A 23,212-nucleotide genomic window follows, 5' to 3' on the forward strand; every position below is an offset into this window, starting at 1 on the left:
CCGCACGTCCGGGCGCGGGCCGTGGGCCTGCCGGAACGACCGCGGCGCGCACGGGCCCGGCGCGGTTCTGAGCGAAAGGGTGCATCGCGATGCGAGACGCGGAGCGGAACGGTTCGGGCCGGGGGCTGGTCCGGCAGGGCCGGGTGGGGCCGCCGCAGCGGCACCCGGCGCGTCGGCGGCCGGTCCGGCGCGGCCTGCGGGTCTCGCTGGCGCTGGCCGGCGCGGTGGCCGGGATCTCGGTGGTCGCGGCCTGCGGCGGCAGCTCGGGCGAGAACCCGGTGCAGGCGGCGATGTCGACGTTCACGGTCGGTCCGCCGGAGACGGCGAGCTTCTCGGGCGAGCCGCCGTCCGCCTTCGCGTCCGCGCACGAGTCGGCGCTGGCCTCGGTCTCGGCCGCGCAGGCCAGCGCGTCCGAGCGCGCCGCCTCGTTCGAGGCCTCGGTCAACGCCCAGCTCGCGGCCACCCGGGCGAAGGCGGCGGAGGTCTTGGCGGCCGTCCCGGACGCGGGCAACGCGATCTCGGATGTGACGCTGACCGGCGTGCCGAACTCGACCTCCGGCGACCTGACGGCAGCGATGGTCACGGTCACCAACAGCACCACCGAGACCCGCTCCTACGCGATCCAGGTCGACTTCACCGACAGCACCGGCAAGAGCGTGGACAGCCAGGCGGTCGGCATCGAGAACCTGGCGGCGGGGGCGACCGCCAACCCGATGGCGTTCAGCAAGGCGGGCCAGGGCGTGAACCTGATCCCGGTGGTGGTGAAGTCCTACCGCTACTGACCGGGCACGCGGATGCCGGTGGGTCCACCGCACGAGTCGAGAGCGGTGGACCCACCGGCATCCGCGTGCCCGCATCTCCGCGTGCCGGCATGTCCGTATGTCCGTATGTCCGTATGTCCATGTGTCCGTGCGCGCTCCGCCCCGGCACCGGGTCAGTTGACGGAGCGGAGGATGACGTCCTCGTAGTCCCAGGCCGGGTCGTCCGCGCCCTCCGCGTCCTGCCCGGCGACGGCCTCGTCGGCCGCCTCGCCGATGGCCTCCGCGAAGGCGTCGGCATCGGGCCCGCCGAAGGCGTCGGCGCCGGGTTCCACCAGCCGGAGGCCGGACCAGGGTCCGGTGCGGAGATCGGTGCCGTCGGCGCCGGTGGGGCGCAGGTCGGCGGCCAGGAGTTCGGTCTGCTCGGTGGTTCGTCCATTCTGCGTGTCCATGGGTCCATAGTGGTTCGGCCCGCCGGTGCGGGCCCGGTGCCCGGCCGCAGAGGCCCCCGATCGGGTGTACGGGTGGTACCTGCCTCGCTCTTCCGGCCCGCCGCCACCCGGTCGGCGGGTGCGGGCAACCCGTGCGAGCCAACCCGGCTGGCCGGGCCGGGGGCGCGACCATAGCTTCGAGGCGGCGGACGTGCTCCTCATGCCGTCCGCGACCGCGACGTCTGGAAGCCGGCTGCTCTCGATGACTGCTCTCCTCGCTCCGACGCGCCCGCTGATCCGGGTCGCCGCCGTTCTGCTGTCCTGCGCCGCCTCGGTGCCCGCCGCGCTGGCCGCCGCCCCGGCTGCGGCGGCGCCCACCGGTCCGACCGTGTTCCGGGTCCCGCCGGGCGCGTCCGTGCAGGCCGCCCTGGACGCGGCCGCCCCGGGTGACGTGGTGGAGCTCGCCGCGGGCCGCTACCCGGGCAGCGTGACGCTCACCACCGACCGCGTGACCCTGCGCGGCCAGGGCACCGGCACCGTCCTGGGGCCCGATCCGGCCGACCGCGGCGCCTGCGCACAGGCCGGTGACGGCGTGTGCGTGACGGGCGGTTCGGACCCGCAGGGCGTGCCGGTGCACCCGGTCTCGGGCGTGGTGGTGGAGGCGCTGACGGTGGCGGGCTTCGCCCGCAACGGCGTCGGCGCAGCCGTCACTGACCGGCTGACGGTGCGCGGGGTGGCGGTGCACGACAACGGCCTGCAAGGCATCAGTGTCGAGATGTCGACCCGTACCGTGCTGACCGACAACGAGGCCCGGGACAACGGCCAGGCGGGGATCTTCGTCGCCAACTGGTACGACCGCAAGGGCGGCGCGCTGGAGACCCTGGGCACCGAGGTGTCCGAGAACCGGCTGACCGGCAACCGGATCGGCCTGCAACTGCGCCGGGTGCGCGGGCTGACGGTGGAGGCCAACCTGGCGTCCGGGAACTGCGGCGGCCTGTTCGTGGTCGGCGACGACGGGGTGCCCCGGGCCGGGGCGCTGGCCCTCCGGGACAACGTGGTGCGGGCGAACAACCGGTACTGCCCGCCCAATCCCCGGCTCGACTTCGTCCAGGGCACCGGAATCCTGCTGACCGGCACCGAGGACGTCACGGTCTCCGGCAACCAGGTCGCCGACCACACCGGGGCGTCCCCGATGTCCGGCGGCATCGTGCTGTACCCGAGCGTGGTCGGCGCCCCCAACGCCCGGGCCACCGTCACCGGCAACGCACTGCGCGACAACGTCCCCGCCGACCTGGCCGACCGGGACCCGCACGGCACCGGCCACACGTTCGCCGGCAACGTCTGCGGCACCTCCGAGCCCGCCGGCCACTGCTGAGCCACTCTCACCCCGCTCCCCCACGCAGCCCCCACCCACGTCCCCCGACCATCCTCCGACCCACCGACGAAAGGCCGTCCCCGTGACCTCCGCCCCGACCGCCCCGCCCAACCCGACCACCTCGCCGAACCCGCAGAGCCCGCAGACCTCCCAGAGCCCGCAGAGTCCGCCGGAGTCGGTCGCGGCCCCGGCCGTCCCGCCCGCGATGCTGCTGCGCGAGCTGGTGTTCGGCGCCGCCTGCGCGGGCGCGGTCCGCGCCGCCGCCAGCCTGCGGCTGCCGGACGCGCTGGACGAGGAGCCCGCCACCGCCGAGCAGCTGGCCGGGCGGCTGGACATCGAGCCCGGCCCGCTGCGGCGGCTGCTGCGCGCACTGGCCTGCTACGAGGTGTTCGCCGAGGACGCCGACGGCCGCTACCGGCACACCCCGCTGTCGCGCCTGCTGCGCACCGACGAGCCGGGCAGCCTGCGCGACATCGCGCTGTGGTGCACCGAGCCGTGGACCTGGCAGTCCTGGTCCCGGCTGGACGACGCGGTGCGCACCGGGCGCAGCGTCTTCGGCGACGCCTTCGGCAAGGAGTTCTTCCAGTACCTGCACGACGACGCGCCGGAGTCCGCCGCCCTGTTCAACCGGGCGATGACCCAGTCCAGCCGGCAGTCCGCGCAGGACCTGGCCGGTTTCCTCGACCTGGCGGGCGTCGCCTCGGTGGCGGACGTCGGCGGCGGCCAGGGGCAGGTGCTGGCCGAGCTGATGGAGCGCCACCCCGACCTGCACGGCACCCTGCTGGACCTGCCGAAGGTGGTCGAGCACGCGGACCCGCGGCTGCTGCCCGGCGGGTCGCTGGCCGACCGGGCCCGGCTGGTGCCCGGGGACTGCCGCACCGCGGTGCCGGTGCAGGCGGACCTGTACCTGGTGAAGAACATCCTGGAGTGGGACGACGACTCCACCCGCCGGACGCTGCGCAACCTGCGCCAGGTGGCCCGTCCGGGCGCCCGGGTGGTGATCGTGGAGAACCTGGTGGACGACTCCCCCTCGATGCGGTTCACCACCGCGATGGACCTGCTGCTCCTGCTGAACGTCGGCGGCGCCAAGCACACCCTGGGCAGCCTGACCGCCCTGATCGCGGAGTCCGGCCTGCGGCTGGACGCGGTCGCCCCGGTCAACCCGTACCTGCACGCCTTCTCCTGCACCGTCCCGTAAACAGCCCCGCAGACGGCGCGCGCGGACGGACGCCGACAGACGCCGACGCCGACGCCAGCAGACACCGAGGGGCCGCCCGGAGTTCCGGGCGGCCCCTCCGCTCTGCGCTCCGCGCCGCGGCGGTTCAGCGGCAGCGTCAGCGGTCCCAGCGGTAGAACTCGTGCGCCATGGCGTCCTTGGGGCTGCGCCAGGTCGCCGGGTCGTAGGCGTCGACGTAGACCGCGAGGCGTTCGCTGACGTCGCGGAACTCGGGGTGCTGGGCGTACCTGGCGACCTCCGGTCCGGCGGGGCGCTCGGACTCGATGAGGTGCAGGTAGACGTCGCCGAACTGGAACAGGCTGCGGCCGCGGACGCCGATCAGGCCGGGCAGGTCGCCGCGGTCGGAGTCGGCGAAGACGCCGGCGATGTGGTCGGCGGTGCCGGGCTTCATCCGGGCGACGATCAGGGTGCGGTGCAGGTCGGTGGCCAGGTCGCTCATCGGGCCGCTCCGGCGCGGTGCTCGACCTTGGCGCGGATCAGCTCCATCTGGACCTTGGAGTTCTGGTTGATCCGGTCGGTCATGCCGAGGTCGTCGACGGGCGCGGTGGGCTTCATCGCGAAGTCCTGGATCCAGCGCATGCCGGTGCCCCGCGGCAGCTCCTCGTACTCCCAGCGGATCTCCATGAACTCGAACGGGCCGGGCTCGACCCGGCGGGCCCGGACGGTGAGCTTGTCGCGGTCGGCCTCGCGCTCGGAGACCCAGCTCCACACCTGGCCGTTCTCGTCGGGGTGCATGGTGAGGCGGAAGCGCACCAGCTGGTCCTGCCGGTCGAGGATCTCGACGGAGGCGTACTCGCTGAACAGCTCCGGCCAGTTCTCCAGGTCGTTGGTCACGTCCCAGACCAGGTCGATCGGGGCGTCGATGACGATCGTGTTGTCGGTGTGTCCGGGCATCTCAGGCACCAGCCTTCACGGTGGAGTTGACGGTCTGCAGGAACTCGGCGACGGGACGGCCGAGCAGGTCGGAGGAGTCGATGGAGACGCCGTAGCGGTTCTCCACGTCGGCGAGGACGCCGAGCACGCCGAGCGAGTCGACACCGAGGTCGAGGAACATGCAGCCGGGGTCGGCGAGTTCGTCGACGGTGACCGACACCCCGGCCCGGGTCTTGATCAGGGTGGCGAGTTCCTCGTAGGTGATCTCGGAGGCCATGTCGTGCTCCTTGCGGTCGGAACGGTCAGGGGTGGCGCAGCACCAGGGCGGTGTTGGAGCCCATCAGGCCGCGGCTGAGCACCAGGGCGGTGCGCAGCTCGGCGGCGCGCGGGTGGCCGATGACCAGGTCGAGGCCGTGCGGGCAGTCCGCGGTGTGCGGGGTGGGCGGGACCAGGCCGTGTTCGAGGGCGAGCACGGCGGCGGCGACGTCCAGGGCGGGGGCTCCGCTGTGGGCGCGGCCGAGTCCGGCCTTGGGGGCGGTGACGGGGACGCGCTCGGCGTGCTCGCCGAGGGCATCGGCCAGGGCGAGCGCCTCGGCCCGGTCGGCTTCGGGGACGCCGAGGGCGTCGGCGAAGACCACGTCGACCTCGTCCGGGGCGCAGCGCGCCTGGGCGAGGGCGCCGCGGATCGCGTGGGCGAGTCCTTCGCGGCTCTCGCTCCAGCGGGCGGCGCCGGTGAAGGTCGCGGTGTGGCCGGCGATCCGGGCGCGCGGGCGGGTGCCGCGGCGGCGGGCGGTGCGCTCGTCCTCGACGACGAACATCGCGCCGCCCTCGGCGGGGACGAACCCGGCCGCGTCGGAGCCGAACGGGCGGTAGGCGCGTTCGGGGTCCTCGACGGTGGACAGCCCGGGGTAGCCGAGCTGGCAGACCATCGAGTACGGGGCGATGGGTGCTTCGGTGGCGCCGGCCAGCACCGCGTCGGTGCCGCGGGCGACGGCCCGGGCGGCGTGGGCGAGGGCGTCCAGGCCGCCGGCCTCGTCGGAGGCGACCACGCCGCAGGGGCCCTTGAAGCCGCCGCGGATGGAGATCTGGCCGGTGGAGGCGGCGTAGAACCAGGCGATCGACTGGTAGGGGCCGACGTGCTGGGGCCCCTCGGCCCACAGGTGCTGCAGTTCGCGCTGGCCGAACTCGCCGCCGCCGGAGCCGGCCGCGGTGACCACGGCGACGCCGAACGGGTCGTCGGGGTGGTCGGCGAGGTCGGCGTCGGCCGTGGCGAGCTCGGCGGCGGCCATCGCGAAGTGGGTGAAGCGGTCGGTCTGCACCAGGTAGCGGGCCTCGACGTACTCCTCGGCGTCGAAGCCGTGCACCAGGCCGGCCACCTTGAGCGGCAGGTGCGCGCAGCCCTCCCGGTCGATCGGGGCGAGTGCGGAGCGGCCCTCGACCAGGGCCTTCCAGTAGTCGTCGGCGCCGATCCCGTTGGGCGCGACCACGCCGACGCCGGTGATCACCGCGCTTCGTTCGCTCATGCGGCCGCCTCCACCTTGCTCAGCACCACCGCGGACTGGAAGCCGCCGAAGCCGCTGCCCACCGACAGCACGTGGCGCAGCGGCAGTTCGCGGGCGGTGCGGGGGACGTAGTCGAGGTCGCACTCGGGGTCGGGCTCGGTGTAGTTGGCGGTGGGCGGGACGACGCCGTGGTGCAGGGCGAGGGTGCAGGCGACGAGTTCGATGGCGCCGATCGCGCCGAGCGAGTGCCCGACCATCGACTTGATGGAGCTCATCGGGGTGCGCCGGGCGTGCTCGCCGAGCGAGCGCTTGACGGCGGCGGTCTCGTGCCGGTCGTTCTGCTTGGTGCCGGAGCCGTGCGCGTTGACGTAGTCGACGGCCTCGCCGGGGACCCCGGCGTGCGCCAGGGCCCGGTCGATGGCCCGGGACATCTCCAGGCCGTCCTGGGTGAGCCCGGTCATGTGGTAGGCGTTGCCGAAGGTGGCGAAGCCGCCGAGTTCGGCGTAGATCCGGGCGCCGCGCCGCCTGGCGTGCTCCCACTCCTCCAGCACCAGGACGGCGCCGCCCTCGCCGAGCACGAAGCCGTCGCGGCCGGCGTCGAACGGGCGGGAGGCGTGCTCGGGGTCCTCGTTGCGGGCCGAGGTGGCCTTGATCGCGTCGAAGCAGGCGACGGTGATCGGGGAGATCGGCGAGTCGCAGGCCCCGGTGACGATCACGTCGGCGCGGCCCTCCTCGATGGCGAGGGCGGCGTAGCCGACGGCGTCCAGGCCGGAGGTGCAGCCGGTGGAGACGGTCTGCACCGGGCCGTGCGCGCCGATCTGCTCGGCGACCGCGGAGGCCAGGGTGGACGGGGAGAAGGCCCGCTCCAGGTGCGGGGCGGCGGGGGCGTGGTCGACGCCCCAGTGCTCGCCGCGCTCGCTGACCAGCACGTAGTCGCGTTCCAGCCGGGTGGTGCCGCCGACGGCGGTGCCGAGCGAGACGCCGATCCGCCAGGGGTCCTCGCGTTCCGGGTCGAGCCCGGCGTCGGCGACCGCCTCGGCGGCGGCGACCAGCGCGAACTGGACGTACCTGTCGTTGCGGGCGACCTGGTCCGGCGTCAGGCCGTGGGCGGCGGGGTCGAAGTCGCACTCGGCGGCGATCCGGGAGCGGAAGCCCTCCGGGTCGAACAGGGTGATGCCGCGGGTGGCGGTGCGGCCCTCGGTGAGCAGCGACCAGAACCGGGGGACGCCGATGCCGCCGGGGGCGACCACGCCGATCCCGGTCACCGCGACCCGGCGGCTCACGAGGCGGCCTCCGCCGGTTCGGGCGGGCCCGCCTCGGCTGCGTCCTCCTCGGTGTCGACGTGTCCGAGCTCGGGGCGCGGGGCGAGCGGTCCGAGGTGGAAGACCATCCGGGCCTGGGTGCTGCCGACGTTGCGGAAGCGGTGCCGCATCCCGATCGGGATCATCAGCCCCTGGTCGGGCCGCAGCCGCTGGGTGACGTCGTCCAGGTCGACCTCCAGCTCGCCGGAGATCACGAACACGAACTCCTCGGAGTACGGGTGGTAGTGCTCGCCGATCCGGTCCCCCGGTTCGACGATCGCCACCCCCATGAATCCGCTGGTCGCGCCGACCGCCGGCGGGGTGAGCATGGCCCGCAGGTCGCCGCCGCGCTTGCGGTTGGGGGGCGCGTCGTCGACGTGGACGACTCGTGGCGTCTCGGTGGTCACGGTGCTGGTTCCTCTCGTGCGGGGTGTGCGGGGTGTACGGGTCGTACGGGGCGGGCGAGGACCCGCCGGGTCAGTCCTCGGCCGAGGTGCGGTCGGTGACCGGGGTCATCGCGCACTCGGCGAGCAGGTGGCGCAGGCCCTCGCGGGTGTGCTCGACCGGCTCGGTGAGCTTGCCGAGGACGGCGGCGGCCAGCGGGCCGGCCAGGCCGAGGGCGGCGGCCGGGTCGTCGGCGGGGTCGACGAGCAGGTCGACCAGCCGGACCACCAGGTCCTCGTGCCGGTGGACGGTGGCGCGCACCAGCGGGCTGCCGGGGTCGGCGGCGGCGTGCTCGTCCTGCTCGGACAGCAGCTCTACGAGGGCCGCGCCGGCGCCGGGGCGGACGGGGTAGCGGTAGGCGTGCCGCTGCACCGGGCCGCTCTTCAGGCCGGCGTGGTGGTGGATGACGGGCAGCGCGGCGCGCTGGAAGAAGTCGCGGGCGGACAGCGGGTCGTCCAGGTCGCGGTTCTCCTCCAGGTACGGGTTGAGCGCCTCCTCGACGGCCCGCACCTCGGGCTGCCGGGCGACGTGCCGCAGCGCGGTGGGCAGGTCGCCGGCCACCTCGACGCAGCGGACGACCCGGTTGCCGTGCATGAACAGCGAGGTGCGCAGCAGGCGGGTGGTGTCGTCGACCCGGGCCTGCGGGGAGCGGTAGCCGGCCAGCAGTTCGGCGGCCTGGGCCTCGGTGCCGGGCTTGACGGTGAAGCTGAGCGCGTGCCGGACCACGCCGTCCGGGCCGGGCCGCGGCACGCCGGGGACGCCGGGGTGGTGCTCGCCGGGGCGCAGCGGCGGGGCGGGGGTGTCGGTGGCGGTGACGCCGTGGGTCTCGCGCAGCACGGTGTAGCGCAGCGAGCGGGTGTCGCTGACGCAGCCGTGCATGGGCTTGACCATCTCGCGGTGGGCGGGGCTGTCGACCCAGGCGAGGAACGGCTCGGCGCTCTCCCACTCGCTGGTGATCAGCCACCGGGACGGGTCGTCGATGGACTGGCAGAGCTGGTCGCTGACGTGGCCGGGGACGGACGAGACCTGGTAGCGCAGCAGTTCGTAGGCGTCCAGGAAGCGGTCCTGGGCGCCGTCGTGGACGTCCAGCATCAGGACGACGCGGAGCCGGCCCGGGGTGGGCCGGCCGGTGGTGGTGGTCTCCTCGGCTGCGGAGAGCAGGGTCATGGCGGCGGATCCTGTCGTCGGTTCGTGGTTCGTCCGCGCTTCCTCCGCGGTCTGCCCGCGAAGGGCCCTTCGCCGGTTTCACGGACGGGCCTCGGGCGGCCGGGCCGGTCGGCGGAGCGGGCGGCGGTTCGTCCTCGATCGTCAGGGCGGGACGGACGGCCGCGCGAGACTTCACGGCCATCCGGGCGACGCACCCTGCGTGGCCGCCCGCGGCGGGGGATGGATGTCGGGTCTGGCGCTTCCAGCGCCCCGCACGGATGGAGCAGAGCTGATGAACACACAGATGGCCGACCGGGTCCCGGTCCTGATCACGGGCGGTTCGCTGGTCGGACTGTCCGCCTCGCTCTTCCTCGGTCGGCTCGGTGTGCCGCACCTGCTGGTGGAGCGGCACGCCGAGACCTCCCGGCACCCCCGGGGGCGCGGCAACAACCTGCGCACCATGGAGCTGTTCCGGGGTGCCGGCGTCGAGCAGGACGTCCGCGCCGCGGCGTCCGTGCTGGCCGACAACCACGGCATCCTGCAGGCCGAGACGCTCTCCGGCGGGGAGCAGGAGTGGCTGTTCCGGGAGATCGACCCGGGCGGGGGCCTGGCCAGGTTCAGCCCGTCCTCGTGGTGCCTGTGCAGCCAGAACGACCTCGAACCGGTGCTGCTGCGGCACGCCGCCGAGCGCGGCGACGTCCGCTTCAACACCGAGCTGCTCTCCTTCGCGCAGGACGCCGACGGGGTGACGGCACGGCTGCGGGACCGGGCCGGCGGCGAGGAGCGCGAGGTGCGGGCCGACTACCTGATCGCGGCGGACGGGCCGCGCAGCCCGGTGCGGGAGCAGCTGGGGATCGGGCAGTCCGGGCGCGGCGACCTGTTCCACAACGTCTCGGTGACCTTCCGGGCCAAGCGGCTGGCCGAGGTGGTGGGCGACCGCCTGTTCATCGCCTGCTACCTGACCGACCCGGCCGGCGCGGGCGCGCTGCTGCCCGTCGACAACCGCGAGGAGTGGGTCTTCCACCTGCCCTGGCACCCGGAGCGCGGCGAGGCCGTCGAGGACTTCACCGACGCCAGGTGCGCGGCGCACATCCGGGCCGCGGCCGGGGTGCCCGACCTGGACGTGGAGATCACCGGCCGGGCGCCCTGGCACGCCGCCGAGCGGGTCGCCGACCGGTACCGCGCCGGGCGGGTCTTCCTGTGCGGCGACTCCGCCCACGAGATGCCGCCGACCGGGGCGTTCGGCTCCAACACCGGCATCCAGGACGCCCACAACCTGGCCTGGAAGCTGGCCGCGGTGCTCGACGGCTGGGGCGGGCCGCGCCTGCTGGAGTCGTACGGGGCGGAGCGGCGGCCGGTCGCCGTGCAGACCGCGGCCCGGGCGGCGGCCCGGTCGGTGGAGCACCAGCACCCCGGTTTCGACGCGGCGCCGGTGGGCGGGCCGCGCACCAACGTGCTGGCGGTGGCGCTCGGCTACCGCTACACCGAGGGCGCGCTGGTCGGCGCGGACGCCACCGCCGGGGTGATCCCGGAGCGCTTCGCCGCGACCGGCGAGGTCGGCACCCGGGCCCCGCACCTGTGGCTGCGCGACGCGGACGGCGTCCGGCTGTCCACGCTCGACCTGTTCGGGCGCGAGCCGGTGCTGCTGGCGCCCGTGGCGGGCGGGGCGGGGTGGCCGGAGGCGGCGCGGGCGGTCTCCGAGCAGACCGGGGTGCCGATCCGCTGCCTGCTGGTCGGCGAGGACGGGGACCTGGTGCCCGAGCCCGTGCCCGACCTCCCGGCCGGGCCCCGTCCGGCCGGGCCGAGCGGCTGGCCCGCGGTCTACGGCCTGCGCGAGGGCGGCGCCGTCCTGGTCCGCCCCGACGGCTTCGTCGGCTGGCGGGCCGGCAGTTCGGTCGGCGACCCGGTGGCCGCCCTGCGGGTCGCCGCGCGCGGCGTGGCGGGGCTGTAGCACCGGGAGCGCCGGGAGCACGGGGAACGGCGGGCGCGAACGGCCGGGGTCCACCGGCCGGGAGCGTTCCGCCGTTCGCCGTTCCCACCGCCCTGTCGGTCTACCGTCCTACCTGTCCTACCTGTCCTACCGGCCCCGGCCGCGGACCCGCCGCTCATCCGGCCTTCTCGCGGGGCTTGCGGCCGAAGGGCTCGGTCGCGGCGAGCAGGGCGAGCAGGACGAAGGCGAGGACCACCGCGATGCTGAGCTGGAAGGCGGTGGGGTAGTCGGCGGGGGTGTGCAGGTGGGCGAAGAAGGTGGCGCCGACGGTGGCGATGCCCGCGGCGGAGCCGATCCGCTGGGCGGTCTGCAGGACGCCGCCCGCGGAGCCGGCCCGGGCGACCGGGACCTCGTTGAGGGTCAGTGCCTGGTTCGGGGAGACCACCAGGCCGCTGCCGAGGCCGGCCAGCAGGAGCGGGAGGGCGGTGGCCCAGCCGACCTCGGGGCCGTCGAAGAGGTGCACGGCGAGGGCGGCGAGGGCGAGGCCGACGGCGACGGTGGCCAGGCCGACGGCGATCAGGCGGCGGCCGTGGCGGGTGACCAGGCGTCCGCCGATGGTGGAGGCGACCGCGGAGGCCAGGGCGAAGGGGGTGATGGCGAGGCCCGCCTGCAGGGCGCTGTAGTGGCGGCCGGACTGCAGGTAGAGGGTGAAGACGAAGAAGACCGCGGTGAACCCGGCGAAGTAGAGCAGGGAGACCAGCGCGCCGTAGGTGAAGGAGCGGGTGCGGAACAGCTCGGGGTGGACGAGCGGTTCGCGGTGCCGGGCGTAGCGGCGTTCCCAGCCCGCGAAGGCGGCCAGGACCAGGACGGCGGCGGCCAGCAGCAGCCACTTGCCGGTGCCGTGCCACTGGGTCTGGACCAGCGGGAGCAGCAGCAGGACGGTGCCGACGCCCAGCAGCAGCACGCCGACCGGGTCGAAGTCGCGGCGGGCGCAGGTGTCGGGGGTGGGCGCGGGCAGCAGCCGGCGGGCCAGCGGGAGGGCCACCAGGCCGATCGGGAGGTTGACGTAGAAGACCCAGCGCCAGCCCTCGGCGGTGCCGAACACCGCGATCAGCAGGCCGCCGAGCAGCGGGCCGACGGCGGTGGAGAAGCCGATGGTGGTGCCGAGCATGCCGAACGCGCGGGCCCGTTCGCCGCCGCGGAAGAGCTGCTGGATGAAGCCGGAGACCTGCGGGACGAGCAGTCCGCCGGCCATGCCCTGGAGCAGCCGGGCCACCACCAGCCAGGTCTCGTTCTGGGCGGCGCCGGCCAGGGCGCTGGTGGCGGTGAACAGGCCCAGTCCGGTCAGGAAGACCGGGCGGCGGCCGATCGCGTCGCCGAGCCGTCCGGCCGGGACCAGCACGAGTCCGAAGGCCAGCGAGTAGCCGGAGAGCACCCACTGGAGCCCGGCCTCGGACAGGTGCAGTCCGCTGCGCACGGACGGCAGGGCGACGTTGACGATCGACACGTCGAGCAGGGTCATGAACCCGGCGACCAGGCACACCGCGAGGGCCCGCCAGCGGCGCACCTCGGGGGCCGGTGCGGTGGCTGTCGTGGGCTGGGTCATCCGGGTTCCCTTCCGTCCGGCGTCCAGTCTCGGAGGCGACGGCGGCGGCGGGCGGGCGGCGCGCCGGGGAGGGGGGCCGGTCGGCTGACGGCGGGTCAGGGGGCGGGCGGCTGGTCCAGTGCGATCAGGCGGGCGTCGGCGGCGGCGGTCGGGGTGGCGCCGAGGTCGGTGAGGGTGGTGATCACCACGGAGTCGGTGCCGGGCAGCCAGTTGCTGGTCTTGGACTGGACGGTGACGGTCTGGGTCTGCGGGGTGCCGTCGCAGACCACCTGGGTCGGTGCGGTGCGGGTGGAGCCGAAGGCGATGGTGGCGGGGTCCTCGGGGTCGGTCTGCTCGACGGAGGTGTTCAGCGAGCGGGGCTGGTCGGTCGGCGCGCAGGTGTAGGCGAGGGCGACCCGGACCCGGCTGGGGATCTTCGGGTCGATGGCGGCGCCGGTGATCGTGACGGTGGTCGCGGCGGAGGTCGCCGCGGGCGGGTCGGCGGGCGTACCGGTGGGGGTGTCGTCGGCGGCGGCCGGGGCGGCGGCGGCGAGGGCGAGCAGGCCGGCGGCGGCGAGGAGGAGGCGGACGGGCACGGGGGGCCTTTCGGTCGGCGGCGGGGACTGCCTCCGACTGTCCGTCAGTCCCGCCGCCCGGGCGAGCGGTCCTCGTCCGGGCGGGTGGCCGTCACCCGGGCGAGCGGTCGTCGTCCGGATGGGTGGTCGTCGTACGGGCGAGCGGCCGTCCTACGAGGGGGTGACCGTCGTACGAGGGGGGCCGTCGTACGGGCGGGCGGGTCAGCCGGCCCGGTACGGGAGTTCGATCTCCGCCCAGACCACCTTGCCGTGCCGGGTGGGGCGGCTGCCCCAGCGGTGCGCGAGTTCGCTGACCAGGTGGATGCCGCGGCCGCCCTCGTCCTCCTCGGCGGAGGTGCGCAGCCGGGGCGGCTGGCCGCCGGCGTCGGAGACCTCCAGGGTGAGGGTGCGGTCGCGGAAGATCCGCAGGCGGCGCGGGGCGTCGGCGTGCAGCAGGGCGTTGGTGACGAGTTCGCTGACCACGAGTTCGGCGTAGTCGGTGAGCCCGGACAGGCCCCAGGCGTCCAGGGTGGCGCGGGTGAAGCGGCGGGCGCGGGCGGGCAGCGGGCCCTCGCTGGGCAGCAGCAGGGTGGCGATCCGGTCGGCGGGGACGGGCAGCACGCGGGCCATGATCATCGCGATGTCGTCCTCGGTGCCGTCGGTGACCAGGGCGGACAGCGCGGCGTCGCAGCTCTCCTCCAGGGTGCGGCCGGGGGCGGCGAGGGTGCGGGCGAGCAGGTCGATGCCCTCGTCGAGGTCGCGGCCGCGGCGTTCGACCAGGCCGTCGGTGTAGAGCGCGAAGGTGGCGCCGGGCGGCAGGGTGAACTCGATCGACTCGAAGGCGCCGCCGCCGACGCCGAGCGGGACGCCCGGCGGCAGGTCGATGACCTGGGCGGTGCCGTCGGGGTCGACCCGGACGGGCGGCAGGTGGCCGGCCGAGCAGATCACCACGCTGCGGTCGACCGGGTCGTAGACGGCGCACACGCAGGTGGCGAACTGGCCCTCGCCGATCGCGGAGGCGGTCTCGTCGAGCCGGCCGAGGACCTGCTCGGGCGGCAGGTCGAGGGTGGCCAGGGTGCGGGCGACGGTTCGCAGCTGGCCCATCGTGGCGGCGGCCCGGATGCCGTGGCCCATCACGTCGCCGACCACCAGGGCGACCCGCCCGCAGGACAGCGGGACGACGTCGAACCAGTCGCCGCCGACCTCGCTGACCACGCTGGAGGGCAGGTAGCGGTGGGCGATCTCCAGGCCGAGGGTGCGGTGGATCTCCTGCGGCAGCAGGCTGCGCTGCAGGGTGAGGGCGGTCTCGCGCTCGCGCCGGTAGAGCCGGGCGTTGTCGATGGCCAGGGCGGTGCGGGCGACCAGTTCCTCGGCGAGCGAGACGTCGGCGGCGCCGAACGGCTCGGGGTTGCGGGTGCGGACGAACTCGGCGCCGCCGAGCACCATGCCGCGGGCGATCAGCGGCACCAGCAGGTACGAGTGGATGCCGGCCGTGATGCCGGGGGCGACCCGGTCGGGGTCGGGGACCAGGCCGCGCAGCACCTCCTCGTCGACGTGCGGCTTGAGCAGCGGGCGGCCGCTGCGCAGGCACTGGGTGTAGACCCGGTTCGGGCCGTACTCGGTGGTGCCCCCGACGGCGTCCGCGGCGCCGGTCAGCCCGGAGCCGTACGCCTCGCCGACCGCGACGGCGCGGACCTGGATGGCCCGCTCGGGCTGGATCGGGGCGGGCTCCTCGCCGCGCAGCACGGGCTCCAGCAGGTCGACGGTGGCGAAGTCGGCGAACTTCGGGATGATCGCCTCGACCATCTCCTCCGCGGTGCGCCTGAGGTCGAGGGTGGTGCCGATCCGGGCGCCGGCCGAGGCGAGCAGGGTCAGCCGCTCCTGGGCGCGGGAGGCGCGGGCCTCGGCCTGGAAGCGCTCGGTGACGTCAATGATCGAGGAGGAGACGCCGAGCACCTTGCCGGTGGAGTCCTCCAGCCGGAAGTAGGACGCCGACCAGGCCCGGTCGCGGCGCGGGTCGCCGGGGACGCGGCCGTACGAGCGGGCGTCGACCACCGGTTTGCCGGTGGTGATCACCTGCCGCATCACGTTCTCGATCTCGGCGGCGTTGATGCCGGGCAGCACGGCGGAGAGCCGGCGGCCGAGGTGCTGCTCGGCGCTGAGGCCGTTGATCCGGGCCAGCGCCGCGTTCAGCCGGACGAAGCGCAGGTCGGTGTCGTAGACGGCCAGGCCGATCGGGGACTGGTCGAAGAAGCCGTCCAGGATCGCCAGGTCGGACTCGACCTCGTGCAGGGCGTGCGTGTCGGAGGCGGTGGCCAGCAACAGGGTGCTGCCGTCGGGGCCGGCCACCGGGTAGGTGTGGAACTCCAGCTCGACGGTGGAGCCGTCGCGGCGGCGCACCGGGTGGGTGCCGGACCAGCCGCGTCCGGCGACCAGCCGCTCGAACAGCCGCTCGGCGGCGGCCCGCTCCTGCTCGGGCAGCAGCAGCCGGACCGGGTGCGCGCCGATCGCCTCGTCGGCGGGCCAGCCGGTGAGCGCCTCGGCCTCCTGGCTCCAGTGCAGGATCCGGCCGTCCTCCTGGACCAGCGCGGTGGCCAGCGGGACCAGGCGGTGCCCGGCCAGGCGCGCGGAAGCGGCACCCGCCGCGTCGCGGCCGGGCTTCTGTTCGAACCCGTGCGTGCTCAGTTGGCCACCTGCCCGGTACCTTCCCCGGTTCTGCCGGTCGTTCCGGCTTCCACCAGACTGCACGGCTCGCCGCACGCTGGCGACTGGTGGTCGTGCGGGCGGTCGGACCGAAGATGCGAGTGTGCTGGATACGGACCGGTTCGGGCAAGAGTGCTACTCCCAACTGCCGGTCCGCGGTGCGGCGTCGGGCGGGGGGCGGCGGGCGGAGGCGGCCGGGCGGAGGCGGCCGGGCGGGCGCTCCGGGTGGGACCTCCGGGCGGGCGGGCCGGGACGGGACGGCGGCCCGGACCGGGTCAGCCGGCGAGTGCGGCGTCCAGCAGGCGGGACCACTGGCGGACCACGCCGGCCCGGCGCGGGCCGTCGTCGGTGAGCAGGTTGGCCAGGCCCAGGCCGCGGGCCAGGTCGAGGGTGGCCTGGACGGTCTCCCGGACGCCGGCGGCGGACTCGTCCGCGCCCAGGCACTCGACGGCGGCCCGGTGCGCCTCCCGGCCGATGTGGTTCTCCAGGCCGGTGATCCGGCTGCGCAGCGGCTCCTCGGTGGCGGCGGCCACCCACAGGTGCAGCGCGGCGCGGAACAGCGGGCCGGTGTAGAGGCTCACGATCATCTCCACCACCGCCTCGGTGCGGGCCGGGCCGGACGGCGGCAGCTGCTCGACCCGGGCCAGGGCGGCGGCCAGCCGCTCGGCGGCGACGTGTTCGACGGCGGCGGTGAACAGGTCCTCGCGGGTGCGGAAGTGGTGCTGGGCGGCGCCGCGGGTGACCCCGGCCCGCTCGGCGACCACCAGCACCGTGGAGCCGTGCCAGCCGACCTCGGCCAGGCACTCCACCGCCGCCTCCAGCAGCCGTCTGCGGGTGGCGCGGCTGCGGTCCTGCCGGGGCGTGCGGGCGGCGGGTGCGCTGGTCGTCATCGGCGGCTCCTGGTCTGCGCGGGCGGGCTCCGGGTGCCGATCCTATGCACCGCCGGTTTCGCGCACCGCCGTTCCCGTGCGCGGTCGTTCCTCCACGTCGCCGCCCCGTGCGCCGCCGTTCCCGGGCGACGCCGCTCCCGCGCCCTGCGCGCCGTCGGCGGGGTGCCGGGCCGGCTGCGCGCCGCGGGCCCGCAGTTCGCGGCGCAGCACCTTGCCGCTGGCGGACTTCGGCACCGCGTCCAGGAACTCCACCTCGCGGACCTTCTTGTACGGGGCGACCCGGCGGGCCACGTACTCGATCACCTCCTGCTCGGCCAGGTCGCAGCCGAACGCGGGCACCACGTACGCCTTGGGGTGCTCGGCGCCGTGGGCGTCGTTGACGCCGATCACCGCGGCGTCGGCGATGCTCGGGTGGGTGAGCAGCACGGCCTCCAGTTCGGCCGGGGCGACCTGGTAGCCCTTGTACTTGATCAGCTCCTTCACCCGGTCGACCACGAACAGGTAGCCGGCGTCGTCGACGTGGCCGACGTCGCCGGTGTGCAGCCAGCCGTCCGGGTCGACGGTCGCGGAGGTCTCGGACTCCTTGCCGAAGTAGCCCCGCATCACCTGCGGGCCGCGGAACAGCAGTTCGCCGTCCTCGCCGGGGCCGAGGTCGTGGTGCGGGGCCGAGAGGGAGCGGATCCGCAGCTCGGTGCCGGGGACCAGGCGGCCGACGGTGCCGACCGGCGGGTTCGGGTCGCCGGGCGGGAGGACGTGGGTGACCGGGGACAGCTCGGTCATGCCGTAGCCCTGCAGCAGGTGCGACAGGCCCAGGCGGCGGGCGCAGGCGGCGGCCAGTTCGGCGTCCAGCGGGGCGGCGGCGCTCAGCACGTAGCGGATCGAGGACAGGTCGAAGCGGTCGACCAGCGGGTGCTTGGCCAGTGCGAGGGCGATCGGCGGGGCCACGTACACCGCCTCGATCCGGTGCTGCTGGATGGCCGTCAGGAACTGCTCCAGGTCGAAGCGGGGCAGCACGACCACGGTGGCGCGGGCCCGCAGCGGGCGGTTGAGCAGGGCGGTCAGGCCGTAGATGTGGAAGAACGGGAGCACCGCCAGGGTGCGCTCGCCGGGGCGGGGGCCGAGCAGCGCGTCGACCTGGGCCAGGTTGGTGGACACCGAGCGGTGGGTCAGCATCACGCCCTTGGGCAGGCCGGTCGTCCCGCTGGAGTACGGCAGCACCGCCAGGTCGGTGGCCGGGTCGATCGACGGGGCGGGCTCCGGGGCCGAGCCGGCCGCCAGCTCGGCGAGCGAGCGGTGGCCCTCGGCCTCGTCGCAGACGAAGATCTCGGCGACCGGGTGCTCGGCGGCCGCCTGCCGGGCCACCGGCAGGAACGCGGCGACGGTGATGATCCAGCGGGCACCGGAGTCGCGCAACTGCCCCGCCAGCTCCTCGGCGGTGGCCAGCGCGCTGACCGGGGTCACCGTCGCGCCGGTGCGGGTGGTGCCGTAGAACGCCAGCGGATAGGCGATCGAGTTCGGACTGAACAGCGCCACCACGTCACCCTTGCCGACCCCGGCCTCGGCGAGCCCCGCCGCGACCCGGCGGCTGCCCGTCTCCAGCTCCCGGTAGCTGACGCTGCGCCCGGTCAGGCCGTCTATCAGGGCCGGACGGTCGGCGTGCTCGCCCGTGGCGCAGCCGTCGAGGACGGCGTCGTGGATCGGCAGGTCGAGCGGGGCGACGGACGGGTAGTCGCTGTGGAACACCATGCGGGCCTCCGGGCGGCTCGGCGGGCGCGGGCGCGATCGCGGGGGTGCGGTCGCGAGGTGCGGGTGAGGGGTGCGGGGTGCGGGTTGGTACTGCCAACGCGATGGCTGCTCACACATGCGATAGGCCGTTACCAATGTGAGATGGTGTTGAAAGTGTGAGTGGCCATCACGAACACGAGTGCTCACTGCATGAGTAATAAGACGTAACGATTGAGAGGTGGTGTTGCGGTCGTGATCGCGGTCGCGGTGCAAGCGTGCCGGGGATGGCTGGCCGCCACCAGGGCGCGTGCCCGGCTTACCGGCGTACGCCGGGGTTCTCCTGTCGGGTGACCAGGTCGAGCAGGCGGGCGTGGGTCTCCTCGTCGGCTGCGGCGATCAGGCCGCCGTCGCCGTGGTGGACCGGTCTGCCGCGCAGGTCGGTGACGGTGCAGCCGGCGGCCTCGCAGAGCGCGATGCCGGCCGCGAAGTGGACGCTGCCCGCCAGTTGCCCGTCCGTCAGGTACGCGGCGCGGCGGCCGGCGGCGACCCAGGCCACCGCGAGGGTGCTGGAGACCACCCGGGGGCGGAAGGCGCGTTCGAAGTCGGCGTCGGTGAGCAGGCGCGCGACGCGCAGCGCGGGGGCGTTCGGGTAGGGCGGGTCGAGGTTGAGGTCGACCAGCCGGGAACCCGCGGACGGTGCCAGCGGGGTGTCCTCCCCGTGGTGGCGGAGGGCGGCGCGGGCGCCGTCGGTCCAGTACGTCTCGCCGGTGTACGGGTCGGCGGTGGCGGCGGCGACCGTCCGGCCGTGTTCCTGGAGTGCGACGTTGACGGCCACCAGGTGGGTGCCCGCCGCGAAGTTGAGCGTCCCGCACAGCGGGTCGACCAGCCAGCGGCGGGCGGCGTCGGGCGCACCGGTGCGGCCGCTCTCCTCCGCCGTGAACGCGTCGTCCGGGCGGGCGGCACGGAGGAGGTCGAGGATGGCCCGCTCCGCTTCCACGTCCACCGCGGTCGCGAAGTCGCCGCCGCCCTTGTCCTGCCGTTCGACGCCCTGCCACGCCCGGCTCCGCACCACCTCCGCCCCGAGCTCGGCGGCCTGGCGGGCGAGATCGGCGTCACGCACGGGGATCCTTCCGGTCGGTGGGCGGCTCGGGCCCGGTCGGGGGTCCGTCCGGGCTTCCGGTCCCCGGGCGCGGGGCTGGTGGAAGAGTACGGCGGCGCCCTCCGCGTGGCCGGCGGCGGGTGGTGGTGGCGGGTGATCGGGGTGGTGCTGCCCGGGCGGGTGGGGCGGGTCAGTAGGAGCGCGGCAGGCCGAGGGTGTGCTGGGCGACGTAGTTGAGGATCATCTCCCGGCTGACCGGGGCGACCCGGCCGACGCGGGTGGCGGTGATGAGGGCGGCCAGGCCGTACTCCTGGGTGAGGCCGTTGCCGCCGAGGGTCTGGACGGCCTGGTCGACGGCGCGGCAGGAGGCTTCGCCGGCTGCGTACTTGGCCATGTTGGCGGCTTCGCCGGCGGCCAGGTCGTCGCCCGCGTCGTACAGCTGGGCGGCCTTGCGGGTCATCAGGCGGGCGAGTTCGACCTCGATGGCGCACTGGGCCAGGGGGTGGGCGATGCCCTGGTGGGCGCCGATGGGGCGGTCCCAGACGGTGCGGGTGCGGGCGTAGGAGACGGCGGTGTCGAGGGCGTGGCGGGCGATGCCGAGGGTGAAGGCGGCCGTCATGATGCGTTCGGGGTTGAGGCCCGCGAAGAGTTGCAGCAGGCCGGAGTCCTGGTCGCCGACCAGGGCGTCGGCGGGCAGCCGGACGTCGTCCAGGAAGACCTGGAACTGCTTCTCCGGGGCGGTGAGTTCCATCGGGATGGGCCGGTACTCGAAGCCGGGGGTGTCGCGCGGGACGACGAACAGGGCGGGCTTGAGCTTGCCGGTGCGGGCGTCCTCGGTGCGGGCGACGAAGAGGACGGCGTCGGCCTGGTCGATGCCGGAGACGAACACCTTGCGGCCGGTGAGCAGCCAGTCGGCGCCGTCACGGCGGGCGACGGTGGAGATGCGGTGCGAGTTGGAACCCGCGTCGGGCTCGGTGATGCCGAAGGCCATGACGGCGGTGCCGTCGGCGAGTCCGGGCAGCCAGCGCTGTTTCTGCGGGTCGGTGCCGAACCGGGCGATGACGGTGCCGCAGATCGCCGGGGAGACGATCAGCATCAGCAGCGGGCAACCGGCCGCGCCCAACTCCTCCAGGACGGTCGCGAGTTCACCGATGCCCGCGCCTCCACCGCCGTACGCGGCGGGGAGGTTGACCCCGAGGTAGCCCAACTTGGCGGCTTCCGACCAGAGTTCGCGGACGGGCTCTCCGGCGCGGGCCTTTTGCTGGAAGTAGTCGCGGCCGTAGCGGGCGGCGAGGGCGGCGACGGCCGCGCGCAGGTCGCGCTGGTCCTCGGTGTCGGTGAGCGAGGTCGGCGGGCTCGGCAGGGTGGGCGGACGCGACGGGGTCAGGGGGGTGGACATGGCGGGGTCCTGTCTGTCGTGGGTGGCGAGGCGGTGGCGGCGGGGCGCGGCGGTGGCGGCGGGCGGGGTCAGTGGTCGGGGCGGGTCAGTGGTCGGGGCGGACGACGGCGAGGACGGTTCCGGTTTCGACCTGGCGGCCGAGGGTGGCGGGGAGGTCGGTGAGGGTGCCGTCCGCGGGGGCGGTGACCCGGTGCTCCATCTTCATCGCCTCGATGCTGAGCAGGACTTGGCCGGTGGTGACGCGTTCGCCGGGCCGGGCGTCGATCCGGACGACGGTGCCGGGCATCGGGGCGAGCAGGGTGCCGGGGGCGAGCGGGGCGGTGGGGGCGGGGTGGCGGTCGACGGCGGTCAGGGTGTGGTGCTCGGTGGGCGCGTCGACGAAGACCTGGTCGCCGTACCGGGCGATCCGGTAGCGGCGGCGCAGCGGTCCGATCGCCAGGTCGACGGATTCGGGTGTGCTGTGCAGGAGTTGGACGTCGGGGTGGTCGTCGGCGCGCAGTCCGTCGCGGGTGAGGCGGTAGTGGACGTCGTACTCGGTGCCGTCGGCGGCGCGGTAGCGCTTGGTCTGCGGCTGGGAGGGCAGGTTGCGCCAGCCGGAGGGGAGTTCGCGCAGGGGGCCGCGGCGGTCGGCGGCATCGGCGAGGGCGGCGGCGAGCGCGGCCAGGGGGGTGGATTTGTCGTCGGGGGCGGTGAGTTCGGCGTGGTGGTCGGCGAGCAGGGCGGTGTGGACGCGGCCGGCCAGGAAGTCGGGGTGGCGCAGGGCGCGGACCAGCAGGTCGCGGTTGGTGGTGGGGCCGTGCAGGCGGGCGCGGGCGAGGGCGTCGGCGAGGCGGCGGGCGGCGGCGGTGCGGGTGGGGGCCCAGGCGACGGCCTTGGCGAGCATCGGGTCGTAGTGGACGGTGACCTGGTCACCGGCCCCGGCCCCCGCGTCCAGGCGCAGCCCGGCCGGGCTCGGGAGGGTGGCGAATTCGACGTCCGTGCCGGGGAGTTCGAGGAGGTGCAGCGGTCCGGTGGCGGGTTGCCAGTCGCGGGCCGGGTCCTCGGCGTACAGGCGGGCCTCGATCGCGCAGCCGCGGACGGGGGGCGGGTCGGCGGGGAGCTGTTCGCCTTCGGCGACGGCGAGTTGGAGGGCGACCAGGTCGAGTCCGGTGACGCACTCGGTGACGGGGTGTTCGACCTGGAGGCGGGTGTTCATCTCCAGGAAGGCGAGGCGGCCGTCGGGGGCGAGCAGGAACTCGGCGGTGCCGGCGCCCTGGTAGCCGACGGCGCGGGCGGCGGCGACGGCGGCGGCGTGCAGGCGGGCCCGCAACTCGGGGGCGAGGCCGGGGGCCGGGGCTTCCTCGATCACCTTCTGGTGCCGCCGCTGGAGCGAGCAGTCGCGGTCGCCGACCGCCCATACGGTGCCGTGGGCGTCGGCGAGCAGCTGGACCTCCAGGTGCCGGCCGGTGGGCAGGTAGGGCTCGCAGAACACCTCGTCGTCGCCGAACGCGGCGGCGGCCTCGGCCCGGGCGGCAGCCAGTGCGTCGGGGAGTTCGGCGAGGGTGCGCACCACCCGCATGCCGCGTCCGCCGCCGCCCGCCGCGGCCTTGACCAGCAACGGCAGGTCGGCCTCGGTGGGGTGGGGGCCGACCTCCAGGACGGGGACGCCCGCGGCGGCCATCAACCGCTTGGCGGCGGTCTTGGAGCCCATCGCGGCGATGGCGGCGGGCGGCGGGCCGATCCAGCGCAGCCCGGCGTCCAGCACGGCCTGCGCGAAGTCGGCGCTCTCGGAGAGGAACCCGTACCCGGGGTGCACGGCGTCGGCCCCCGCGTCGAGGGCGGCCCGGACCAGCAGGTCGGCGCGCAGGTAGGTGTCGGCGGGCGCGGCGCCGGGCAGCCGGACGGCGGTGTCGGCCTCCCGGACGTGCCGGGCACCGGCGTCCGGGTCGGCGTACACGGCGACGGTGGCGATGCCGAGGGTGCGGCAGGTGCGGAAGACCCGGCGGGCGATCTCGCCTCGGTTGGCCACCAGCAGGGAGGTGATCATCCGTCAGTTCGCTTTCTCGCGGGAGGATCGGGGCGGGGGCGGAGAGGTCGTGGGGCGGGGCGGTGAGAGGTACTCGCGGTTGCAGGCCGGTGCAGTGGTGAGAGGGCGTCACGGTTGCGAGAGGGTGCAATCGCGAGAGGGTGTTACGGTTGCGAGTAGGTGCAGCAGCGAGGCGCCCTTGCGGCGGTGAGGGGGTGTAACGGTTGCAGGACG

Annotated in this window: 20 protein-coding genes; 4 read left to right on the top strand and 16 right to left on the bottom strand. The window is 75.1% G+C overall.

Features of this window, described 5'->3' with window-relative positions; all coding sequences use genetic code 11:
• Positions 1-89 precede the first annotated feature (89 nt).
• The gene (locus ACIQVD_RS11910; protein WP_400684991.1) at positions 90-782 is read left to right on the top strand and encodes a hypothetical protein; all 693 of its coding nucleotides are present in this window, start codon (positions 90-92) and stop codon (positions 780-782) included.
• A gap of 152 nt (positions 783-934) precedes the next feature.
• Here ACIQVD_RS11910 and ACIQVD_RS11915 read toward each other — a convergent pair whose 3' ends face one another.
• Positions 935-1,210, bottom strand: a complete 276-nt coding sequence (locus tag ACIQVD_RS11915; protein ID WP_402288203.1) for a hypothetical protein — start codon at positions 1,208-1,210, stop codon at positions 935-937.
• A gap of 241 nt (positions 1,211-1,451) precedes the next feature.
• On the opposite strand from ACIQVD_RS11915, the gene ACIQVD_RS11920 reads away from it, so the two are divergent.
• Together ACIQVD_RS11920 and ACIQVD_RS11925 are read left to right on the top strand one after the other, a co-directional pair.
• Positions 1,452-2,564, top strand: a complete 1,113-nt coding sequence (locus tag ACIQVD_RS11920) for a nitrous oxide reductase family maturation protein NosD (RefSeq protein WP_402288206.1) — start codon at positions 1,452-1,454, stop codon at positions 2,562-2,564.
• Between the two features lie 205 nt (positions 2,565-2,769).
• Positions 2,770-3,762 carry a methyltransferase gene (locus ACIQVD_RS11925; protein ID WP_402288666.1) on the top strand — a complete coding sequence of 331 codons (993 nt, stop codon included), beginning with the start codon at positions 2,770-2,772 and terminating at the stop codon, positions 3,760-3,762.
• Positions 3,763-3,898: 136 nt separating this feature from the next.
• Here the strand turns inward: ACIQVD_RS11925 and ACIQVD_RS11930 are convergent, their stop codons facing one another.
• From ACIQVD_RS11930 to ACIQVD_RS11960, 7 genes are all read right to left on the bottom strand, one after another.
• A complete protein-coding gene (locus tag ACIQVD_RS11930) occupies positions 3,899-4,219 on the bottom strand; it encodes a TcmI family type II polyketide cyclase (protein WP_100840511.1) in 321 nt (106 codons plus the stop codon).
• A gap of 17 nt (positions 4,220-4,236) precedes the next feature.
• Positions 4,237-4,695 (bottom strand): SRPBCC family protein, encoded by a 459-nt coding sequence (locus ACIQVD_RS11935; protein WP_402288208.1) that lies wholly within the window; start codon positions 4,693-4,695, stop codon positions 4,237-4,239.
• A gap of 1 nt (position 4,696) precedes the next feature.
• Positions 4,697-4,951 (bottom strand): acyl carrier protein, encoded by a 255-nt coding sequence (locus ACIQVD_RS11940; RefSeq protein ID WP_400684985.1) that lies wholly within the window; start codon positions 4,949-4,951, stop codon positions 4,697-4,699.
• A gap of 25 nt (positions 4,952-4,976) precedes the next feature.
• A complete protein-coding gene (locus ACIQVD_RS11945; protein WP_400684983.1) occupies positions 4,977-6,197 on the bottom strand; it encodes a beta-ketoacyl synthase N-terminal-like domain-containing protein in 1,221 nt (406 codons plus the stop codon).
• The gene (locus tag ACIQVD_RS11950) at positions 6,194-7,459 is read right to left on the bottom strand and encodes a beta-ketoacyl-[acyl-carrier-protein] synthase family protein (protein WP_402288211.1); all 1,266 of its coding nucleotides are present in this window, start codon (positions 7,457-7,459) and stop codon (positions 6,194-6,196) included. The genes ACIQVD_RS11945 and ACIQVD_RS11950 overlap by 4 nt, the downstream gene beginning before the upstream one ends.
• On the bottom strand, positions 7,456-7,884 hold the full coding sequence (locus ACIQVD_RS11955) for a cupin domain-containing protein (protein ID WP_111551611.1): 429 nt from the start codon (positions 7,882-7,884) through the stop codon (positions 7,456-7,458). Before ACIQVD_RS11955 ends, ACIQVD_RS11950 begins: the two co-directional genes overlap by 4 nt.
• 70 nt (positions 7,885-7,954) lie before the next feature.
• Positions 7,955-9,088 carry a SchA/CurD-like domain-containing protein gene (locus ACIQVD_RS11960; protein WP_402288214.1) on the bottom strand — a complete coding sequence of 378 codons (1,134 nt, stop codon included), beginning with the start codon at positions 9,086-9,088 and terminating at the stop codon, positions 7,955-7,957.
• Between the two features lie 271 nt (positions 9,089-9,359).
• Here ACIQVD_RS11960 and ACIQVD_RS11965 point away from each other — a divergent pair, with 271 nt between their 5' ends.
• Entirely contained in the window at positions 9,360-11,018 is a 1,659-nt protein-coding gene (locus ACIQVD_RS11965) for an FAD-dependent oxidoreductase (RefSeq protein WP_402288217.1), read from the top strand.
• A 154-nt stretch (positions 11,019-11,172) separates the two neighbouring features.
• On the opposite strand, the gene ACIQVD_RS11970 is transcribed toward ACIQVD_RS11965, so the two are convergent.
• From ACIQVD_RS11970 to ACIQVD_RS12005, 8 genes are all read right to left on the bottom strand, one after another.
• Entirely contained in the window at positions 11,173-12,603 is a 1,431-nt protein-coding gene (locus ACIQVD_RS11970) for an MFS transporter (protein ID WP_402288220.1), read from the bottom strand.
• A gap of 95 nt (positions 12,604-12,698) precedes the next feature.
• Positions 12,699-13,178, bottom strand: a complete 480-nt coding sequence (locus ACIQVD_RS11975; protein WP_402288222.1) for a hypothetical protein — start codon at positions 13,176-13,178, stop codon at positions 12,699-12,701.
• Between the two features lie 201 nt (positions 13,179-13,379).
• Positions 13,380-15,905: a SpoIIE family protein phosphatase gene (locus ACIQVD_RS11980; protein ID WP_402288225.1), complete on the bottom strand. Its 2,526-nt coding sequence runs from the start codon at positions 15,903-15,905 to the stop codon at positions 13,380-13,382.
• 230 nt (positions 15,906-16,135) lie between these two features.
• Positions 16,136-16,750, bottom strand: coding sequence for a TetR/AcrR family transcriptional regulator (locus ACIQVD_RS11985; RefSeq protein ID WP_100838892.1), 615 nt, complete (start codon positions 16,748-16,750; stop codon positions 16,136-16,138).
• Between the two features lie 42 nt (positions 16,751-16,792).
• Positions 16,793-18,496, bottom strand: a complete 1,704-nt coding sequence (locus ACIQVD_RS11990; RefSeq protein ID WP_402288227.1) for a 4-coumarate--CoA ligase family protein — start codon at positions 18,494-18,496, stop codon at positions 16,793-16,795.
• A 295-nt stretch (positions 18,497-18,791) separates the two neighbouring features.
• Entirely contained in the window at positions 18,792-19,595 is an 804-nt protein-coding gene (locus ACIQVD_RS11995) for an inositol monophosphatase family protein (RefSeq protein ID WP_402288229.1), read from the bottom strand.
• Positions 19,596-19,764: 169 nt separating this feature from the next.
• Positions 19,765-20,973: an acyl-CoA dehydrogenase family protein gene (locus ACIQVD_RS12000; RefSeq protein ID WP_402288232.1), complete on the bottom strand. Its 1,209-nt coding sequence runs from the start codon at positions 20,971-20,973 to the stop codon at positions 19,765-19,767.
• A gap of 85 nt (positions 20,974-21,058) precedes the next feature.
• Positions 21,059-22,999, bottom strand: a complete 1,941-nt coding sequence (locus tag ACIQVD_RS12005; RefSeq protein ID WP_402288235.1) for an acetyl/propionyl/methylcrotonyl-CoA carboxylase subunit alpha — start codon at positions 22,997-22,999, stop codon at positions 21,059-21,061.
• Positions 23,000-23,212 lie beyond the last annotated feature (213 nt).

This window comes from Kitasatospora sp. NPDC090308 (genome assembly GCF_044769485.1).
GTDB classification, from domain to species: Bacteria; Actinomycetota; Actinomycetes; order Streptomycetales; family Streptomycetaceae; genus Kitasatospora; species Kitasatospora fiedleri.

What these genes read in the sequence shown, in the direction of transcription:
- ACIQVD_RS11910 (WP_400684991.1), top strand. Translation starts at nt 90, where the DNA reads ATGCGAGACGCGGAGCGGAACGGTTCGGGCCGGGGGCTGGTCCGGCAG.
- ACIQVD_RS11915 (WP_402288203.1), bottom strand. Translation starts at nt 1,210, where the DNA reads ATGGACACGCAGAATGGACGAACCACCGAGCAGACCGAACTCCTGGCC.
- ACIQVD_RS11920 (WP_402288206.1), top strand. Translation starts at nt 1,452, where the DNA reads ATGACTGCTCTCCTCGCTCCGACGCGCCCGCTGATCCGGGTCGCCGCC.
- ACIQVD_RS11925 (WP_402288666.1), top strand. Translation starts at nt 2,770, where the DNA reads ATGCTGCTGCGCGAGCTGGTGTTCGGCGCCGCCTGCGCGGGCGCGGTC.
- ACIQVD_RS11935 (WP_402288208.1), bottom strand. Translation starts at nt 4,695, where the DNA reads ATGCCCGGACACACCGACAACACGATCGTCATCGACGCCCCGATCGAC.
- ACIQVD_RS11940 (WP_400684985.1), bottom strand. Translation starts at nt 4,951, where the DNA reads ATGGCCTCCGAGATCACCTACGAGGAACTCGCCACCCTGATCAAGACC.
- ACIQVD_RS11945 (WP_400684983.1), bottom strand. Translation starts at nt 6,197, where the DNA reads ATGAGCGAACGAAGCGCGGTGATCACCGGCGTCGGCGTGGTCGCGCCC.
- ACIQVD_RS11960 (WP_402288214.1), bottom strand. Translation starts at nt 9,088, where the DNA reads ATGACCCTGCTCTCCGCAGCCGAGGAGACCACCACCACCGGCCGGCCC.
- ACIQVD_RS11965 (WP_402288217.1), top strand. Translation starts at nt 9,360, where the DNA reads ATGAACACACAGATGGCCGACCGGGTCCCGGTCCTGATCACGGGCGGT.
- ACIQVD_RS11970 (WP_402288220.1), bottom strand. Translation starts at nt 12,603, where the DNA reads ATGACCCAGCCCACGACAGCCACCGCACCGGCCCCCGAGGTGCGCCGC.
- ACIQVD_RS11985 (WP_100838892.1), bottom strand. Translation starts at nt 16,750, where the DNA reads ATGACGACCAGCGCACCCGCCGCCCGCACGCCCCGGCAGGACCGCAGC.
- ACIQVD_RS11990 (WP_402288227.1), bottom strand. Translation starts at nt 18,496, where the DNA reads ATGGTGTTCCACAGCGACTACCCGTCCGTCGCCCCGCTCGACCTGCCG.
- ACIQVD_RS12000 (WP_402288232.1), bottom strand. Translation starts at nt 20,973, where the DNA reads ATGTCCACCCCCCTGACCCCGTCGCGTCCGCCCACCCTGCCGAGCCCG.
- ACIQVD_RS12005 (WP_402288235.1), bottom strand. Translation starts at nt 22,999, where the DNA reads ATGATCACCTCCCTGCTGGTGGCCAACCGAGGCGAGATCGCCCGCCGG.